This window comes from Paenibacillus sp. 1-18 (assembly GCF_000520755.1).
Lineage (GTDB): Bacteria > Bacillota > Bacilli > Paenibacillales > Paenibacillaceae > Paenibacillus > Paenibacillus brasilensis.
Genome location: NZ_ASSB01000149.1, coordinates 1 through 17,086, shown reverse-complemented (window position 1 = coordinate 17,086; position 17,086 = coordinate 1). Strand labels below are relative to the sequence as shown.

General features: G+C 46.3%; 19 protein-coding genes. 2 read left to right on the top strand and 17 right to left on the bottom strand.

The features are described 5' to 3' along the window. Positions 1-125: 125 nt before the first annotated feature. The 15 genes from L693_RS0110000 to L693_RS0109925 all read right to left on the bottom strand — a co-directional run bounded on the left by L693_RS0110000 (position 126) and on the right by L693_RS0109925 (position 14,258). Positions 126-677 carry a hypothetical protein gene (locus L693_RS0110000; protein ID WP_025717148.1) on the bottom strand — a complete coding sequence of 184 codons (552 nt, stop codon included), beginning with the start codon at positions 675-677 and terminating at the stop codon, positions 126-128. A gap of 375 nt (positions 678-1,052) precedes the next feature. Then, positions 1,053-2,153, bottom strand: coding sequence for a toxic anion resistance protein (locus L693_RS0109990; protein ID WP_025717147.1), 1,101 nt, complete (start codon positions 2,151-2,153; stop codon positions 1,053-1,055). 63 nt (positions 2,154-2,216) lie between these two features. Next, positions 2,217-2,897, bottom strand: coding sequence for a hypothetical protein (locus L693_RS0109985; protein WP_025717146.1), 681 nt, complete (start codon positions 2,895-2,897; stop codon positions 2,217-2,219). Between the two features lie 58 nt (positions 2,898-2,955). Further along, positions 2,956-3,987, bottom strand: a complete 1,032-nt coding sequence (locus L693_RS0109980) for an ATP-grasp domain-containing protein (protein WP_025717145.1) — start codon at positions 3,985-3,987, stop codon at positions 2,956-2,958. 29 nt (positions 3,988-4,016) lie between these two features. Continuing rightward, a complete protein-coding gene (locus L693_RS0109975) occupies positions 4,017-4,841 on the bottom strand; it encodes an HAD family hydrolase (RefSeq protein WP_049825116.1) in 825 nt (274 codons plus the stop codon). After that, the gene (locus L693_RS0109970) at positions 4,838-5,989 is read right to left on the bottom strand and encodes a cysteine protease StiP family protein (protein ID WP_025717144.1); all 1,152 of its coding nucleotides are present in this window, start codon (positions 5,987-5,989) and stop codon (positions 4,838-4,840) included. Before L693_RS0109970 ends, L693_RS0109975 begins: the two co-directional genes overlap by 4 nt. Then, positions 5,986-7,326 carry a phosphoribosyltransferase family protein gene (locus L693_RS0109965; RefSeq protein ID WP_025717143.1) on the bottom strand — a complete coding sequence of 447 codons (1,341 nt, stop codon included), beginning with the start codon at positions 7,324-7,326 and terminating at the stop codon, positions 5,986-5,988. The genes L693_RS0109970 and L693_RS0109965 overlap by 4 nt, the downstream gene beginning before the upstream one ends. Before the next feature lie 52 nt (positions 7,327-7,378). Next, positions 7,379-8,596 (bottom strand): HpcH/HpaI aldolase/citrate lyase family protein, encoded by a 1,218-nt coding sequence (locus L693_RS0109960; protein WP_197029864.1) that lies wholly within the window; start codon positions 8,594-8,596, stop codon positions 7,379-7,381. Positions 8,597-8,720: 124 nt separating this feature from the next. Further along, positions 8,721-9,455, bottom strand: coding sequence for a TerC family protein (locus L693_RS0109955; protein ID WP_025717141.1), 735 nt, complete (start codon positions 9,453-9,455; stop codon positions 8,721-8,723). Positions 9,456-9,481: 26 nt separating this feature from the next. After that, on the bottom strand, positions 9,482-10,741 hold the full coding sequence (locus tag L693_RS0109950) for a TerD family protein (RefSeq protein ID WP_025717140.1): 1,260 nt from the start codon (positions 10,739-10,741) through the stop codon (positions 9,482-9,484). 102 nt (positions 10,742-10,843) lie between these two features. Continuing rightward, positions 10,844-11,425 (bottom strand): TerD family protein, encoded by a 582-nt coding sequence (locus L693_RS0109945; RefSeq protein WP_025717139.1) that lies wholly within the window; start codon positions 11,423-11,425, stop codon positions 10,844-10,846. Positions 11,426-11,457: 32 nt separating this feature from the next. Next, positions 11,458-12,033, bottom strand: a complete 576-nt coding sequence (locus tag L693_RS0109940) for a TerD family protein (RefSeq protein ID WP_025717138.1) — start codon at positions 12,031-12,033, stop codon at positions 11,458-11,460. A 45-nt stretch (positions 12,034-12,078) separates the two neighbouring features. Then, the gene (locus L693_RS0109935; RefSeq protein ID WP_025717137.1) at positions 12,079-12,672 is read right to left on the bottom strand and encodes a TerD family protein; all 594 of its coding nucleotides are present in this window, start codon (positions 12,670-12,672) and stop codon (positions 12,079-12,081) included. A gap of 27 nt (positions 12,673-12,699) precedes the next feature. Beyond that, positions 12,700-13,146 (bottom strand): tellurite resistance TerB family protein, encoded by a 447-nt coding sequence (locus L693_RS0109930; protein ID WP_025717136.1) that lies wholly within the window; start codon positions 13,144-13,146, stop codon positions 12,700-12,702. A gap of 566 nt (positions 13,147-13,712) precedes the next feature. Then, positions 13,713-14,258 (bottom strand): WXG100 family type VII secretion target, encoded by a 546-nt coding sequence (locus L693_RS0109925; protein ID WP_231503588.1) that lies wholly within the window; start codon positions 14,256-14,258, stop codon positions 13,713-13,715. 199 nt (positions 14,259-14,457) lie between these two features. Here L693_RS0109925 and L693_RS0109920 point away from each other — a divergent pair, with 199 nt between their 5' ends. Together L693_RS0109920 and L693_RS0109915 are read left to right on the top strand one after the other, a co-directional pair. Further along, positions 14,458-15,240 (top strand): Cof-type HAD-IIB family hydrolase, encoded by a 783-nt coding sequence (locus tag L693_RS0109920; protein WP_025717135.1) that lies wholly within the window; start codon positions 14,458-14,460, stop codon positions 15,238-15,240. An 86-nt stretch (positions 15,241-15,326) separates the two neighbouring features. Then, positions 15,327-16,115 (top strand): formate/nitrite transporter family protein, encoded by a 789-nt coding sequence (locus L693_RS0109915; protein WP_025717134.1) that lies wholly within the window; start codon positions 15,327-15,329, stop codon positions 16,113-16,115. Positions 16,116-16,203: 88 nt separating this feature from the next. Here the strand turns inward: L693_RS0109915 and L693_RS0109910 are convergent, their stop codons facing one another. Together L693_RS0109910 and L693_RS0109905 are read right to left on the bottom strand one after the other, a co-directional pair. After that, positions 16,204-16,449, bottom strand: coding sequence for an HPr family phosphocarrier protein (locus tag L693_RS0109910; protein WP_007428972.1), 246 nt, complete (start codon positions 16,447-16,449; stop codon positions 16,204-16,206). A 119-nt stretch (positions 16,450-16,568) separates the two neighbouring features. After that, the coding region (locus L693_RS0109905; protein WP_025717133.1) for a DL-endopeptidase inhibitor IseA family protein at positions 16,569-17,086 on the bottom strand (518 nt) is incomplete at its 5' end.

Genomic DNA, 17,086 nt, shown 5'->3' with positions numbered 1-17,086 from the left:
TTTTTTCAAAGTGTCCATCTTTCGGGTCACAGTTCATTTATTCGTGGGACTCTCTTTTTTTGATATTCTATTCTTTTAAAAAAGCTTTGTGGGATTCTCACGTTTCAAGGCTTAGTCCGTCTACTCTACCATCTGCGTCGTTCGTCACCTCTCAGGGGAAAGTCGCTTAAATCTCCGAGTTGGTCATGTGCAGCTTTGTAAATTCGGATGATAGCTTGTACCTTGTTAAAATCACTGTCTTCCGGACCGAATCCTTCCATATACATTTTTTGAATGATGTTCTGGAAAAAATCCATACGCTCGCGGATAGAATCCAGCTCGATGTGCAGCACATCTTCAAAGCTGTGCGTCTCCGCAAATTCAGACAGCTCATCGGGCTCCTGTTCTTGATACCGCTCTCCTCGTACTGGTATGTCTGGATTGAGATCAATAGAGGTACGCAGGGCCGACAATAAAATATTTTCCCGCGCCAGCATGACGTGAAAATCTTTGTTCTTAAACAGCTCCGCAACGATCAAACGACACATTTCCCTGTTCTGCAACAGAATCCCGTCAAAAGGATGCAGCGTCCATATACCGTAATTAAAAAACAAATTGAAATTAAAGCTGCTGCTTCCATACTGATACACAATATTGATTTTCGATTCGTCGATGATTTCAAATGAAAATTCCAGCATGCATTCTCCTTTGGGATTCCAATATTTAACTCTATCCTATCAGAAAATGCATGCTTTTCAATAAAAAATTTTATTTCACAGAATCATTTAATTCCATAATAGAATCGGCTTTTTCGCTACTGGCAGCCACGAGTAAATAGACAATCACACACACCAAAATTAAGGACATCATACGCTCGCTCTCTCCTTTGGAATTCGCTTTTTTAAGAGTTTATGCACGAGAATGCTTTGTATGTTCATCATGTCCTTTATTGGCCACTGTCAAACCAAAAAAGACGCCTTCGGGGTCACCCGAGCGCCTTTTCAATAGACTATATATAAGTTAAACATGGGAAGCGTTCAGCTTCTATAGATCCATTATTCTGCATTTGTAAATTAGTTCAGAAACGAGCTTAAACCGTCGGATGAATCGTTATCCTTCAGCGTTGTGGACTGTTCTTTCCCTTCGATCCCCAAACGTTGGCTTAGGTTAGCGTTGATTGCCGTCATTTTGCTCATATAGTCCTGGCAGCTTTCAATAATTCGACGGTTGGATTTTTCCGATAGATCCAGAGCAGCTACCAAATCGCCAATCGCCTGATTCACAGCCTCCAGCGACATCGAAGGCTTGCTAAGCAAATCCGTCGTTCTCTCGGTCGTCGTTTTGAGAAGCTTGGCATTTTCTTTGAATTGATCCTCAATGGTGCGATTGGTCGCATCGACGGCTGAAATGATTTTGTCCTGATCGGCCAGCGCCATCGCGATCATAGCCGATACGGTGATCAGATTCGATGTTTTATCAATCGCATTATTTACAGAGTCAATCAGCTTATCATTATTATCATTAATAATATCCGTTGCCGCAATCGCCTGATTATACAACAAAATCATTTCAGTCATCGACTGCGTGCGTGTAACCACCTTACGCAATCCACGCTCCAGATGAGACCTCCGATTTTCATTCTCCGGCTTGGCAATCTCCGTCTCGAACAGCTCTTTTAAGCGATTGCCAAAGGCAATCTTCGTCTGCAAATTGTAGATTTCTTCAATGGAAGCCCTTTTCAGCTGTCTCATGCTGACAATGTTTTCTTCCAGATTGTCCTTGCCATCTCTCAAGGCAGTAATGATTTTCTCGATGTTTGTTTTAACCGACTGATACTTGTAAATATAGTTTTTCAGCGGGCTCTTGCGTAGAAGCTTGCCAAAAAAGCTCACATCTTTACTCTGCTGGAGTGCTTCACATTCATCGCGCAGCTTTAAAATCATGTTCGATACCTCGGCCCGATCACCGGACATGAGATCGTTCACCGGACGATCCAGCATTTTAAGAGTCTGTCCCGCACGCTCCTGCGTTTTAACTCCCAGCTTACCGATGTCATCCATTAAGGTATCCAGGCTCATGACATCGCTTTGTGCTACCTTCTGAATCAGCTGTGAAGCCTCCTCGGTCACCTTTTGTTCATCTTCTGTTTTCAATTCAGCCCATGGGGTGGCCATAACGTTACCTCCTAACTTAAACCATAACTATGATTCAAAGACCAATTAACTTTAAAAAACAGCTTACAATTCGGAACTGCTATACCGCTGGTGAATCAGCTCGGCTTTGCTCTGCAATTCCATCAGATCCTTATGCTCCACCGTGGATACAATCACTGATATTTTGCTATCCACATCTCGCAACCCGTTTAATAACGTCCTCCGGTTGGTTCGCTTGGCATCTCCACTGAGCCGAAGAAACGGGTTAATCAGCCCGTTCAGATCCTTTAAAATCAACCTCCGCACCGTGTGGTCCACTTCGCTATTGTCTAATTCATGCAAAAGCGGAATCACACGTTGCAAACGTGCAAACAAAGCCAGTGCCTTCTCGACAATTTCGTTATCGAGCGCATCCTTCTGTCCCTCGGAGATCACCATATCCTCCAGTACCTCCAGGTACTCCATCACCTGAGCAAATTCACTGGAAACCTGGACTGATACCCGTGGTTGTCCTGTTAAAGACTGTGATGAAGCTGAAGCTTCCGGTTCGGGCCGCCGTGTATCAGCAGCCTGCTCCTGCATGATCGGAATCACGGAACCGGCCAGATTGGGGCGAGGATGGCGGACAGCCATAATGGCATTATATCCTCCTAGAGAAATGACTGGAATTGCCAAACATACAAACAGTGGCAACCAATAACTCAGTAAAAGCGCAATCAGATAGCTGACCACGGCAATCGTGGTACCCCACATTTTTGACGTCATAGCTTGTACCTCCTGACGTAAACCCTTACCATATTGTAGAAAACAATATTTGTTTATGTCAATGTAAGGATGTACGTATGGTGATCGGTTGCTCGATATGACTAGCTAAAATGTCGTATTGCGGATAAAGCGGGCCGATCTCGTTGCCCAAAGCCGATTTCACTGCCAGATAAGGGAAATTGATGCCGGACAAGCATGATACATGGAGCCCTCCGGACATTCGCGGATTGATTTCCAGCAGCTTGGGACGCTCGCCGTTATATTTTACCTGAATGTTATAATTGTACGGTATATGATACGCATCAGCGACCTTTTGCGCGACATCCAACAGCTCTGTATGCTGCTCCAGCAGCCGTAATCGTCCCCCTGCCTTCCTGCGCGGAACTGCTGCCAGCAGCTTTCCCTCTCGGTCAGCCAGACAATCAATACTGTATTCATATCCCTCCAGCAGCTCCATCACCATCAGGTTGGGAAACGACTCTGTGGATGACAAGACTCGATGGGCCTCCTCGAACGAAATATGGTTTAGCGCATGCCCAAACAGCTCCTCCAGCGGATTACGTTCGTTGTCGATGATCCGAAAGCCCATTCCTCCTTCTGCATTACATGGCTTGAAGCATACCTTATGCCCGCGCGCTGTTAACGATTCATAAGCCTGTTTAAACTGCTCCGCATTGCTGGCAATGGCATAATCCGGGATCGCGACAATATCTTTTTGACGAATGGATTCATAAAATAAATCCTTTTCCATCAACTGCTCGAGCAGTTCGGTATCCCGGCATACAATCACCTTGGCTCCAACATCGTCGAACAAATGAAGATGCTTGCTAATATCAAGCATCTTCCAGCGTGGAATAAATACATCAATTTCGTGGCGTCTGCAAAAATCAGCGCAAAAACGTGCATACTCTACACCACTTGTGCGCGGCTCCACTTCAGCTACATCGCTGGCCTGTAAAGCCATATGTTGCGGATCTGAGTGGGTCGCATAGATTTCGAACGGGATACCCTCCTCATTGTTACGAATAGCATTCATATAATGATACGCCACTGAAAACCAGCGGTTAAAATATACCTTGACCTTCTTCACAGAGCCACGTCCCCTATCTATTCTGAAAATTAAGCTCGCGCTGTAGACACACTCCGATATATTTCATAAACATATGCCATGATTTCGTCGGCTGCATAAGCACCCGACGACTCCGTAAAGCGGTAATTAACCTCCAGTTCATCCCGCAGCTGTTCCCGGTACAGCTCACCATGACGCGGAGCAATCGCATAGTCGGCATAATCCAGCAAGCAGCGATCCAGCAATGAGTCGCCAGATGCCACAACAGGTCCACCGTCAGTAAGATGACGAATATGCTCTACGGCTGCCTGCTTATTCACGGCCGCAGGCACAAGATACACCTTTCGTCCCTGAATGGATACCTCCCAGCCCATTTCACGCATGATTTGTGCCTTCTCTAACACCTGCTCCAGCGGCATACGATCCCGTTCAATCACAAAAGCATAAAATAACTCGTCGCAAAAACTCTCACGGATGACCCAGTCCTCATGCAGCACCTGTCCGAACACTTGACGTGCTTCTTCCGCATGGGCACCGTCTCGACGTACTTGTTCGTGAACGCGCCGATGCCACTCTCGATCCACCTCGCCTCCGACGATGATGTTACCGCCATTGCTCGTCACGGCATAAGCCGGAACCAGCTCCGTTTGGAACACGGTGATCCGTAAATACTGTGCCATCGTGCGCGTCGTCACAGGCATAAACATGATATTTTCCGGCAGCGCCTTCAGCAGCTGGAGGGCCTGCGCTGAAATAAATGCCGCTGTTGCGCCGTCAATATGCTCCGCAGGCAACAGCCCCGCGGACTCCAGCGGCACGCCAAGCGAACGTTTGGAGTATATCAGCGTCTGGTCCAGGTCGCTTGCGTAAATCATTCTTGTCCCCCCTTGAGCGGCTTGATAATCCCGCAGCAGGAATAGGTCAATCCTTCGAAAACCTCAACTGGCACTCCACGATCCTTTGCCAGCAGCAGGATATGACGAAGATTCGGATTGTCTTCACGGTCAATCAGGATTTTCCACGGTACCCTGCGCAGCAGCACACGGGTCGTTTCCCCCACACCGGGCTTGACCAGATTGATATCCCGAATACCAAAAGCCTTTTGAATTGCCTCGATATCCCGTAAGCCCTGCCATGTTACCGCAGGTGGGTTCAATGTCATCTGTTCAGCATACGCAACCGCAGTTGCAGTCACATCTTGAAAGTAACCCGAAACCGTATCTACAAACGTATTGGACTGATCCACTGACCGCCAGGCTTCATAAAATTTGGCTCCATGAAAATCGTCCGGGCCTATCAGATCGTCGCGCAATACCGTCCGACTCATCAGCCCCGATACGGTCGAATTCAAACAAGCACTCGGGATCAAGTAATCCTCCCGTGTACCGAAGGTATCTGAGCAGCTTCCCGGATCGGCCAGCACTGCCAAATCATCATTCAGGCGCAATCCGTAATCCGTGTTCATCTCACGACAAGCCTCGATCAACACCTGCCGAATCGCGCCTTTCCCCGTCCAGCCATCTACAAACTGAAGCTCAATATCGAGCCCATGTTCCTGTAAAATATATAAAATAGCATTCCGGTCAATACCTTTGCCGCGAATAATAGAGATGCTGTAGTGCGGAAGGGAAACGCCATACTTCCAGTCTATATAACGCTTGATCAGGATACCGATGGGCGTTCCTGCGCGGGCAAGCGACACAATTGCCGTGTTCAGTCCTCTTTTTCTTACGATCATCTCAGCCACAGAAGCTGCGGCTAGCGCAACCTTTTCGGCAGATTGGGCAAGCGTTTCGTGAAACAAAGCAATATACTCTGCTGTAGGCTCATATTCCACGGGAAGCATTTCGGAATAGTGGATACCCGACTGAATTGCCTCTTCACGATCCTCTGTTCCTTTTTCTAATGTAACACGACTTAAATTCTTCAATAAGAAAGTGACATCCGAAGCAGGGTAGCTGCCTAACGGTTCGGGCGGATGAATGTTCTTCTGCTGTATTTGCTCCATGAGTGCTTGCTTCATATCCGCGCTCCTTTACTCTCTTGGCTAGTTAAACGGTTAAAATAAACCACATGTAATTTATCGCAGCCCAGGTGGGTCAAAGCATCAAGCATAGGCTTCATTCGCTCCGGGTTCGACTCCCTTTCCAGCAAAACAAATATTTCGTCATACTGACCGGGATCTACATTATAAATAAAATTACGTATTGTACTGTCATCGGGCGAGGAATAGGTCACACCACAAGCTACGCCATAGTCTTTTTCTCGATGGGGGTAAACCGGGCTGCGTGTCGTGGACTGATAATATACATTCGGACCTAACTCTGCTGCAATCCGCATGGGAATGTACATGAATTCACCTGTACCCATCACCAATGTGCGCTGCCCTGAACGAAGCTCTTTCAATCGTTCTGCTGCACGCGTAATTTCTGCATTCAACGCCGCATTATCAGCGGATTGCAGACCGAAACGACCTGTATATTTCAAATAAGGAGTCATATTGGCGTATCCGTCCGTTGAGATGGAGCTGTGCAGTATCCGCTCAAAACAGAAAGCATCCTTCTCAAAACAGTGGTCAATTATTCCAGAAGCTTCTGCCGCATCCTCTACCAAGCTAGTAGCAGCATGTTCGGTGTGTCCGGCCTGTCCAGCGTATTCTGCGTGATCCAGCATGGGTTCCCCCAGTACTTGGATTTTACCTTTGAGCAAGCTTAAAGGCGTAATCGTAATTCCCAGCTCTGCCTCCAGATCGTTAAAAGCCTGCTCATCACGGTCTGTCCGCCAATCCAATAATGAAGCAATCACATACTGCTTTCTTGGAAAATGTGCCTGAATATCCCGAATGATATTAAGGGTCGTTTTGCCCGTCGTAATTTCATCATCTACCAGTACAATGGGGCCATCTCCGGCAAATGCATGCTCATCCAGTGCATAGCAGCGATGATCAACAGCATGCGAATGCTCTTCTTCAAACCGAATGATCGGCAGAAGGTCCGGAATATCCTCACGCGTCGTATGAATATACGAAGCACCATCGGCAAATATATGATACATACTGTGTCCCAACGCTGTAGCCGTCTCGGCAAAACCAACAAACTTGATGGACTCGGCAAAAGCTAAACGCTCATTTAGCAGCCTTCGATAGGCTTCTTCCGCATATTCCACGTCCAGAAGTCCTTTCACGGCTTCTCCGATGAGTTGATCCATCTGTTGTCCCGCCTGTGGGACAAGCTCCTTATACAGCAGGACCGCCAGGGCCGCGCCACTGAGAAGAGAGGTGTATGGGTTCACTGGAATATGCTTGCCCAGTACCTTGCTGACAAACAAAAACGAACGCTTCTTGTTCACCCGCGCCGCCATTGCAAACAGCTTGTCCACAGGGAGGCGGAATGGATTATGTGTCTCGGTAATTTTAACGCTGAACTGCTCCAAGATTGGGAGCAGATGTGTTTTCGTGTTTGGGTAAGAGACTGACAAAATGTTGTTGTTCATGTAACACCCCGTATACTTTTGATCTACTAATAATACGATGAGCCCAATTCATGTGCGGCTTAATTTCATTCATTTTATTGGCATAGGTACTTTTGAACACACCCAGACTACCGTCATTACGCTCCACAATCGCGAGGGCATCCATATACTCCTCATGTGTCACCGCGTACATGGCCTGTACCGGCTTAATATGGGTGGGATGGATGATCGTTTTACCGATAATCCCGTTCTCTTTGTCCATCATGACTTCCCGGATCAGTCCGTCCATCGCGTCTGAGATAAAGTCCATCCGCAGGTTGCGCCCTTGCTTGCCAAATGCATCTTCGAAAGGCGACACTCTTAATTGAGGCTTAAATACACGTTCCCGGTGAGAGAAATATTCCCATACAGGACCAGATATGACATAATCCGAGCCCACCCGTCCAAACAAGTTAATTATATCCGCGATGCAATCCCGAATGACGGCAATTTCATAGATTGTAATATCCGGACTACGTCTCAAGCCAAACAGGCTGGAGAAATCGGTTGCCCCAATGCGGACATTCAGTACATATTCCTGATACTCGTCCAAAATCGCTTTGATCTCCAGTAACTCCTTCCAGCGCGTTTCCCGGTAAATGATTTTGGAGCTTTCGAGAATCGGTAAACCATACAACACAGGGATGTCAGCACCCGTCCCCATACTCCGGTTATATTCGGCAAGGAGTGTAAAATACGCTCGCCCAGTATCCGAAGAGAACTTGGGCAAAACAAAACCGGTCAGCAGCGTTAAAGATTCTCCTAACCCGCTCAGCAGCCGTTCCAGCTGTTCCACAGAGCGCACACGTACAAACAGCAACGGCAAACTCTGTTCACTCATCACACCTGTCCGTACATACGACATGAGTTGAAACAACTGCTGCGCCAATGACTGTTCCGCCTGTCCAACCTGCTGGTCTCCTATCGCATCCTCCAAATCCAGCATGACCGTCGTTAATCCTTCGTGTTTTCCGTTTTTAATCTCTTCCGCTACTTCCGAGCGGGTCGCAGGCATATACAAAGCTGCCCCCACGGCATATGCTAATACACTTTTGGGAGATCGGTTATGAAACTCCGTCGGTGGCGTATAAAAGATCGCTTCTATTTCCTCAAAGGTCAAATCATTAAAATATTTCAGGGCCTTCTCCTCCTCCTGCTCTTTCTTGCCTGACTGAAGCCCTGTGCCTCGGGTATAAAAGAAATCCCCCCTTAATTTCAGGAGGGATTTCGCTATACTTTGTACATTAAGCCTCTTTGTCGGCCTTTTTCTTTCTTTTTGCCGAGCTCATAACCATCGTACCTACAAAGACGGCGATCAAAATGCCAAAGAACAAGAGTTGCGGCATATGAAAGCCAAAAGCAGCAGCCAGCATTTTACCTCCAATAATGGCGATCAATATAAAGGCTGTCTGTTCCAGTTCCGGAAATTTATCAATGAGCTTGAGGAACACTTGAGCAACACCACGCATCATCAGAACGCCAAAAATACCACCCAGGAACAAAACCCATACTTTCTCGCTCACACCAAAAGCGGCAATGACGCTGTCAATACTGAAGGCAATATCCATCAGTTCGACCATTAATACCGTTTTCCAGAAGGAAGTAGGTTTGTTTTTCACTTCTCCATCACCCTCAGACTTGAATAAGCCCTTATAAGCAATATAGAGAAGATAGGCCGCACCTAACACCTTGATTAATGTGAACTTGATGAGGAATGTTCCCAGGCCGATGGCCAGAAACCTGAATAGATACGCACCCAAAATCCCGTAAAATAAGGCTCTCTTCTGTTGCTCCTTCGGTAAATGCTTAACCATAACCGCGAGAACCAGGGCATTATCCGCCGACAAAAGCCCTTCCAGCAAAATGAGGGTACCAATAATCCCCCAACTCACCGGGTCAGTCAATGTAGCTACAACATCACTCCATGAAAAGAAATGTCCGTAGTTCTCGCTGATATTTCGAAATAAATCATTCAACATGAAAAGAGTGCCTCCGATAATTCAGTTTATTTACTACCCTGCGACCAGCGCATGCCCCAGTTATGTGCACGGTCCAACTCACGATGACCGCCATAGAACTGTACGAGTCTCTCAATACTGAACGTTTCATCGTTCACATTTTGGATCATGGCAATTGCACACATTCCTTTGCGGTTGTCATGTTCATTCAGGTGAACGATAATGTCCGGCCCATCCTTCTGATACAGCGTGACCACCCCGTCCGCTTGTGACCAGTTCGTGACTCCTTCATAGATGAACGTGAATACCAAAATTCGCTTGATTTCAGAAATTTTCGCGCCATTAATGCGGAGATTTTCCCCTGTTTTCACAGAGCCTGTACGGTCATCACCATCCAGAGCAATGTACGGGAAGCGATTCAGAGAACCGAACACTTCTCCCAACGCCTGCACAACACCTTTATCTCCGTTCTTCATTTCATACAAGCAGCCCAGATCCAGATCGACACCCTTGGAGCCTCGACTGAAAAAGCCCTTGCTCTGCTGTACCTGATTCCAGTTCAGATTGATCAGGATTTCACCCAATCCACTTGAGCCCTTCTTCAAATTAATGGTGTCGCCCTTTTTCTTTAGCTCAATTTTGCGCAAATTCAGATTCATCGGAGCTGCAGGTGGCTCTGGCTTTGGAGCGGGAGGTGCTGGCGGCGGGGTTGGCTGAGGAACTGGAGGTGGTGTAGGAGCTGGTGCCGGAGGAGCCGGATTATTATCCACTTCGATTCCGAAATTTCCACACAACGCATCCAATCCACCGGAAAAACCCGCGCCAATCGCGTTAAATTTCCATTCACCGTTATGGCGGTACAGTTCACCTATAACAATGGCTGTTTCGACTGTAAAACCACTATCCAAATTAAACCGCAAAACCTCTCCGCTAACCGGATGGGCAAAACGTATAAATCCGCCTTGAACCTGTCCAAAATTTTGCCGTTTCTGATCTGCATCATAAATGGTCAGCGTAAACGCAATCTTCTCAATATGTGAAGGTATTTTGGTTAGATCAAGGGAAAATTGTTTCTTGTCACCCAACTGTTGTCCATCTGAATAAGTGATAAAGGATGTGGTCGGATTATTGTAAAAGATCAGATCCTCATCGCCCGATACTTTCCCACCGGGACCTAGCAAAAATGCAGAAGTATCGAGCTCCAGAGCCGATGAGGACTCCCAACCGATCCCTATATTGACTTGGCTCAGACCCGGATTCGTTTTGGTCAAATCCGCCTTCTGCCCCTTTACTACGATAACAGCCATGAGTGTGTCACCTTTCTGTCCGTTTGTCGTGTTCAGCGTACGCCATTCCAATGGCCTAAAAAGAAAGGGTAGCGCCCTTTGGACACCACCCCCAAGTGGATATTATTGAGCGTCCAAGCCATAGTTTTTAGCAAGCGCACCCAATCCACCAGCAAAGCCACTACCGATAGCCTGGAACTTCCAGTCCGCATTCTGACGGTAAAATTCACAGAATACCACAGCTGTTTCGGTGGAGAAATCCTCACCCAAATCGTAGCGCAGCACTTCGCGGTCCGTTGCCGCATCTACCACACGTACAAAAGCATTGGACACTTGTCCAAAGTTTTGCGCACGTGCCTCATAGTCGTAAATCGTAACGGTAATCCCGATACGGTGGATGTTCGCTGGAACCTTTGCAAAATCAATAATAATTTGCTCGTCATCCCCGTCGCCCTCACCTGTGCGATTATCGCCTGTATGAGTAACAGCACCTGCTCCACCTGTTGGGTTATTGTAAAATACAAAATCGTCAGCTGCCTTCGCTTTACCGTCTTCATACAGCAGAAACGCTGAAGCGTCCAAGTCAAATTCAGCGCCACCACTGTATTTATTGGTATCCCAGCCAAGACCCACGACAACACGAGTCAAGCCTGGATTCGTTTTGGTCAGATCAATACGTTGTCCTTTGGAAAGACTAATGGTCATGCTTCGTACCTGCTTTCTTTGTTTAGATTTTTTTAAGCTAAACCGTAATCACGTGTCAACCCTGCAAGACCATCCTGATAGCCGCTGCCAATGGCACTGAACTTCCATTCACCGTTATGGCGATACAGTTCGCCTACCACGACACCTGTTTCGATTGAGAAATCTTCGCCCAGATCAAAGCGAACCAATTCTTCGTTGTTTGCCTCATTTACGATACGGGCATAAGCACGGGAAACTTGTCCAAAGTTTTGATTGCGTTCCTGAGCTTCATAGATTGTAATCGTAAAAGCAATCTTTTCTACGTTAGCAGGTACGTTGTTCAGGTCAACCTTAATTTGCTCGTCATCCCCATCGCCTTCACCTGTGCGGTTATCTCCGGTATGAACAACAGAGCCGTTTTCGTTTTGTGGATTATTAAAGAAGACAAAGTTCTTCTCTGTTTCCACTTTGCCGTCCGCATTCGCCAAAAATACGGATACGTCCAAGTCAAAATCTTTGCCGCCATCGTACTTGTTGGTGTCCCAGCCGAGACCAACTGTGATTTTGGACAAACCTGGATTTGTTTTCGTCAAATCAATTTTTTGACCTTTGGATAAGTTAATTGCCATGAGTAAGTACCCCGTTTCTCATTAGTTTTGTAGGAGCAACCTAAATTACATGTAACGCTCAGCCAGCACATCAATATGTACGGCATGGGTACCTGCCCCGATTGCAGCAAACTTCCATTCGCTATTATGGCGATAGAGCTCCCCGCAGATCAGCGCAGTCATCCCCTCAAAGTTATCAGATAAATTAAACGTCACCAGTTCCTTGGAATTCGCACCGTCCAGAATGCGGATATACGCTTTCTCGATCATGCCGAAATCCTGTTTCCGGTTAACGCAATCATATATATTCACAACAACAAGCACTTTGTCGACATTGGCAGGAATACGTGCCAGGTCAATCGCAATTTGTTCATCATCGCCGTCACCTTGTCCGGTCAAATTATCACCGGAGTGCACGACAGAGCCGCATGGACTTTTTTTATTGTGGAAACACACTACATTGTCCGACTGAGTCAGCTTCCCGTTTGCGTCCAGCAAAATGGCAGAAGCATCACAATCAATATTGGGTTGCTTCTTAAAGCCAAAAAATCCTTTGGACTGTACCGGGTCCCATCCCAATCCTGCTATAACCTTGGTTAGTCCTGTATTTCCTTTAGTCAAATCAATTTTCTGACCCTTGACCAGATTAGTTACAGCCACTAATTAACACACCTCCTTCCGTAAAATTTACAGACTAAATTCAGACGGATTCAAGCCAAGTACGCCGCAAATTTCAGCAACAATTCGTCGTTCATCAGCATCAAAGTCACCATCGGCTGCGCCAATAGCGCTACATACGCCAACGACGAGTCGGCCTACTTCAGGCTTACCTTTCAATTTTCCAATTGCTTTTAGCGCTTCCTGTTTACCAATTTCAGGTGAAAATTCAAAATTTGCCACATAGTGATTGAAGCGGTTGATAACCTCTCCCATATCAAACACCTTCAATTCCTCACTGATGTTTATGTATCCGGCCATTTTTGTTTTCTCTTCCGGACTAATCGTACCATCTGCAAATGCCACCAATGCACAGCCCGCAACCACAGCTTCCATAAAATCTTTATTCTTAAACTTTTTAACCTGGTCTCCAAGCCCTTTTTTAGTTGTATTCAGCCAATTCTTAAATGTACTCATATTTCCCTCCACAATTACGTATTTGGGTAAAATTCATTCTAGTTAAATTCTTCCTTTACTATAACCTGAATTACGAGCTTTTTCTACAATAATATACAAATATACGGTAAATCTGATCTACTTTTTTTAGGCATCGTCTCTATCTTTAGCCCTATTTTCTACTGATAGATCCCCTTCCATTATCCACCACTTGATACCCCAATTGCAAATTCATAGATTTAGTACGGGTTAATCGGTTGAAAACGATCACTTTGGAGTAGATGCTCCCTTTCATTCTATCTATATCGGAATTCAGAAATATTGGTAAACAAAAATCTACAGACTTCTCCAGCTAGCGAGTTTTACAGTTTCCAACTGGCGCTCACTTGTTTCAGAGAAAAAGACTGTAGATTTTATAGATGCTGCTATTCGTGTTGTGGCGGTCTGGGCCGTTTTACCTAGGAGCGTGTTCTAGGGCAAATTAGGTATGGGTTTACCTATAGAAATATCCGTTTTGGTCCCATCCTGACCTATCAGCTTAATGACAGCCACAAGGGAATCAGATGATCCCGGAGGTTTCTCCAGTATTATAAATCTGTGCGATTCACCGAGTCCTCATATTGCAATCGCAGAACGTTCATCTGATCGTGAATTTTCTGCATAACCTGCTTGTCACCAATCTCCTCGGCGTTTTTCAGCAACTTCTCATATTGATGATATTTATCCGCATCTGCCTGCTCCCATTCGTCCAGGTTTTTTGGGGGTTTAGCGGCGTCTCCAGCATCGCTTTCACCCTCTCCATTGTCCACCAGTGCTGTACTGGCGCTCATCGCCGCTGCCAGAGCTGTCCAGAAGCCACGTGTGCTTTCACCATCCGCATTTCTGAACCTCGAAGCGATGCTTTTCAGCTCAATTTCAATAGACTGAACCTTGCTTAATGCAGAAGAAAGTGTATATTTAGCTGTCCGATAGTCGTTATAAAAGCGATTTCTCTCCATACCATCCCACTGGCTGTGAAGGTTATTCATTGTGTTATCCAGGCCGTTTAACTGGTTATACAGTGTTCCGTGGGCATCGGCAAATTGGGAGGCCACGCGATCCAGCTGCTCCGGCGAGACTTGGATTTTTGTCATGTTGATCACATCCCATCTATGAAAATAGGAGATAGACATTATATTTTACAGTAATCCTTATTTCATATTGTAAGCTATACAGGTCGATCATTCATGAGGATTTATACGTATTTGTGTATTCATAAGCAGTTCCTTTGATATAATGAATCCATATGGGTCAATTTCGACAATAACATTATTGAAAGTCAGGTGTTGGGACATGTCAGACAAAAAGATTATCTTTTTTGATATCGACGGTACGTTGCTGGACGATGACAAAAAAATGCCGCTAACGGCAGAAAAGGCTGTCTTTGCTTTGAAAGAGCAAGGGCATGAGGTCGCCATTGCAACAGGTCGTGCGCCTTTTATGTTCAAGGAAATCCGCGAGCAGCTGGAAATTTATTCCTATGTCAGTTGCAATGGGCAATATGTCGTGCTTCGCGGAGAAGTCGTTGCTACCACCCCGTTGAACAGAGAAGCTTTGCAGGCGATGACTGATCTGGCTCTCACACACAATCATGCTCTCGTATATATGGATCATTTGAACATGAAGGCCAATATTCCTAACGATGAGCTTGTAGAGAAGTGGGTCCAAACCTTAAAGGCCAAGATATCGGTGGGGTATGATCCACTCTATTTTCAGGGAAGAGATATCTACCAGACGCTACTGATGTGTACGGCAGAAGAAGAACCTTTCTATGAAGCAGTATTCAAAGCCTTTGACTTTGTACGCTGGCATCCGAGTTCTGTGGACGTTGTTCCTCATGCTGGCTCCAAAGCGAAGGGCATTCGTGAAATCACCTCCAGACTGGGCGTTGCCGAGGAAAATCAATACGCTTTTGGCGATGGCTTGAATGATGTAGAGATGCTAACGGCTGTACATAATAGTGTGGCAATGGGCAACGGCTGTGATGAGGCCAAGGCTGCGGCGAAAATGGTGACCAAACGTGCAGATGAAGACGGCATTTTGTATGGGCTGCAAAAGCTTGGTTTGTTAAGCTAACAAGCTGCTGGCTAACGGAGCATGTTTTGAAAATAATAAGCATGTTTAAAGACTTACATCTGAGAAAATAGGAGGTTGTCTTTGGAATGGAGACGGAAGGCTTACGCAATGTCGAACAGCTAGCCATGAAGAAATACAAAATATATAAGCAAAGCCTGCTCCGGTATTTGGCACGTTCCATGCTGGCGAGTATGTTCATCGGGTTCGGCGTTATTGTAGCGTTCAAAACGGGCAACTTTTTTTACATGGAGCAATCTCCATTCACTTATCCCATGGCGGCAGTCACATTCGGGGCAGCCATCATTTTGATCGCTTACGGCGGCGGGGATTTGTTTACAGGCAACACCTTTTATTACACCTATGCAGCGCTCCGTAAAAAGCTGCGCTGGGGGCAAGTGCTTCGGCTGTGGGCTGCCAGCTATGGCGGTAATTTGCTAGGGGCCGGGGTATTTGCGCTCCTTATTTATTTGACCGGGCTATTTGACTCCTCCAGCGTGAACAGCTTTCTGCTGAACGTGGTTGAACACAAAATGGAAGCGCCTGCAACGCAGTTGTTTTTCCGGGCTATTTTGTGTAATTGGCTGGTCTGCCTTGCCTTTTTTGTTCCGATGTTTATGAAGGAAAACGGGGCGAAAATGTTTGCGATGATGTTATTTGTATTCTGCTTTTTCATTTCGGGATATGAGCATAGTATAGCCAATATGTGTACCTTCGCTATTGCACTCGTGCTAGACCATCCGGGTACTGTCTCGGTCGCTGGCGTGATTCATAATCTGGTTCCGGTTACGCTCGGGAATCTGGTTGGCGGTGTGCTGCTTATGGGGGTTATGTACTATTCGGTGAATCTCCCGTTTTTGGATGAGGAGGAGCATTAAAAAAGAAGCCTTGGGGCTACGTATCCCCAGGCTTCTTTGCATTGCTTTAAAATAGAGTATGCAGTATCTACAGGTGCTTTCTTGCCTTTTATGCTTCTTGAGCAGGAAAATGAATAAATTCCTCCAGTTCCTTAAACAGCTTCTTCGGATTGACGTTGTCAGGTACAACCAGAGTTAACGGCTCATCCAGCTTCAACACATACATGCCTAGAATGGATTTGGCATCTGCCATGCCGCTTTTGCCATGAATCCAGATGTCGTAGGTATAGTTGGATACGATCTGATTGATCTTCTCAATATCCTTAACGTTTTTCACCTTAATGGGTGTCATCATTGCACAGCACTCCTCTGCGTTGAATTAGGGCTTATGAAAGCCTTACCATCACTTTACCCTATTCATGAAGAACGTTGCAAAACCTCGATTTGGAAAATATTTTGTTTAGAAAATTTCCATTAAAAAATCATGTGCGGTGCAGAGCTGATTTTCCAGTAGCTGCCGACCTTTTCGAAATTGACTGTAATTTTTTCGTTTGCTTTCTTCGTTCCTGCCGGATAAGGCACGGTCAGCAGATAGCTGCGGTTCACTGGAGTCATCGTTACCATTTTCGCCGTAGCCCGGTTAAACTCTAGCAAATTACCGCCATCTGCATTCAACTGCGCCAGTTTACCGTTAATTTCAACAAAAAATTTGCCCACAAATTGCTCACTCGCCTGCTTGGTATAAGCCTGTGTCAGATAGTTGATCAGCTTGGTCTTGGTGCCGATGTCCTCGGACAGGTAACGGTAGCTTTTGCCGTTCCACTGGAACGACTTCCCCACCGTACTGCCACCGCTGATCGCGTGCTGATAACGCGACTGCGCCTCCAGCACAAGTGGAATGGCGCTCTCGTGGTTCAGCTTGTCCAACTGCGTTGGCTTCACGCTTGTAGCGGCAGCTTCTGCTGGCACCGAAGTGGACGGCTGCTGCGGCT

Bases quoted from the DNA above. Each gene is read 5' to 3' on its own strand.
- L693_RS0110000 (WP_025717148.1), bottom strand. From the start codon at position 677: ATGCTGGAATTTTCATTTGAAATCATCGACGAATCGAAAATCAATATT.
- L693_RS0109990 (WP_025717147.1), bottom strand. From the start codon at position 2,153: ATGGCCACCCCATGGGCTGAATTGAAAACAGAAGATGAACAAAAGGTG.
- L693_RS0109985 (WP_025717146.1), bottom strand. From the start codon at position 2,897: ATGACGTCAAAAATGTGGGGTACCACGATTGCCGTGGTCAGCTATCTG.
- L693_RS0109975 (WP_049825116.1), bottom strand. From the start codon at position 4,841: ATGATTTACGCAAGCGACCTGGACCAGACGCTGATATACTCCAAACGT.
- L693_RS0109970 (WP_025717144.1), bottom strand. From the start codon at position 5,989: ATGAAGCAAGCACTCATGGAGCAAATACAGCAGAAGAACATTCATCCG.
- L693_RS0109965 (WP_025717143.1), bottom strand. From the start codon at position 7,326: ATGGCGGCGCGGGTGAACAAGAAGCGTTCGTTTTTGTTTGTCAGCAAG.
- L693_RS0109955 (WP_025717141.1), bottom strand. From the start codon at position 9,455: ATGTTGAATGATTTATTTCGAAATATCAGCGAGAACTACGGACATTTC.
- L693_RS0109950 (WP_025717140.1), bottom strand. From the start codon at position 10,741: ATGGCTGTTATCGTAGTAAAGGGGCAGAAGGCGGATTTGACCAAAACG.
- L693_RS0109945 (WP_025717139.1), bottom strand. From the start codon at position 11,425: ATGACCATTAGTCTTTCCAAAGGACAACGTATTGATCTGACCAAAACG.
- L693_RS0109940 (WP_025717138.1), bottom strand. From the start codon at position 12,033: ATGGCAATTAACTTATCCAAAGGTCAAAAAATTGATTTGACGAAAACA.
- L693_RS0109930 (WP_025717136.1), bottom strand. From the start codon at position 13,146: ATGAGTACATTTAAGAATTGGCTGAATACAACTAAAAAAGGGCTTGGA.
- L693_RS0109925 (WP_231503588.1), bottom strand. From the start codon at position 14,258: ATGACAAAAATCCAAGTCTCGCCGGAGCAGCTGGATCGCGTGGCCTCC.
- L693_RS0109920 (WP_025717135.1), top strand. From the start codon at position 14,458: ATGTCAGACAAAAAGATTATCTTTTTTGATATCGACGGTACGTTGCTG.
- L693_RS0109915 (WP_025717134.1), top strand. From the start codon at position 15,327: ATGGAGACGGAAGGCTTACGCAATGTCGAACAGCTAGCCATGAAGAAA.
- L693_RS0109910 (WP_007428972.1), bottom strand. From the start codon at position 16,449: ATGATGACACCCATTAAGGTGAAAAACGTTAAGGATATTGAGAAGATC.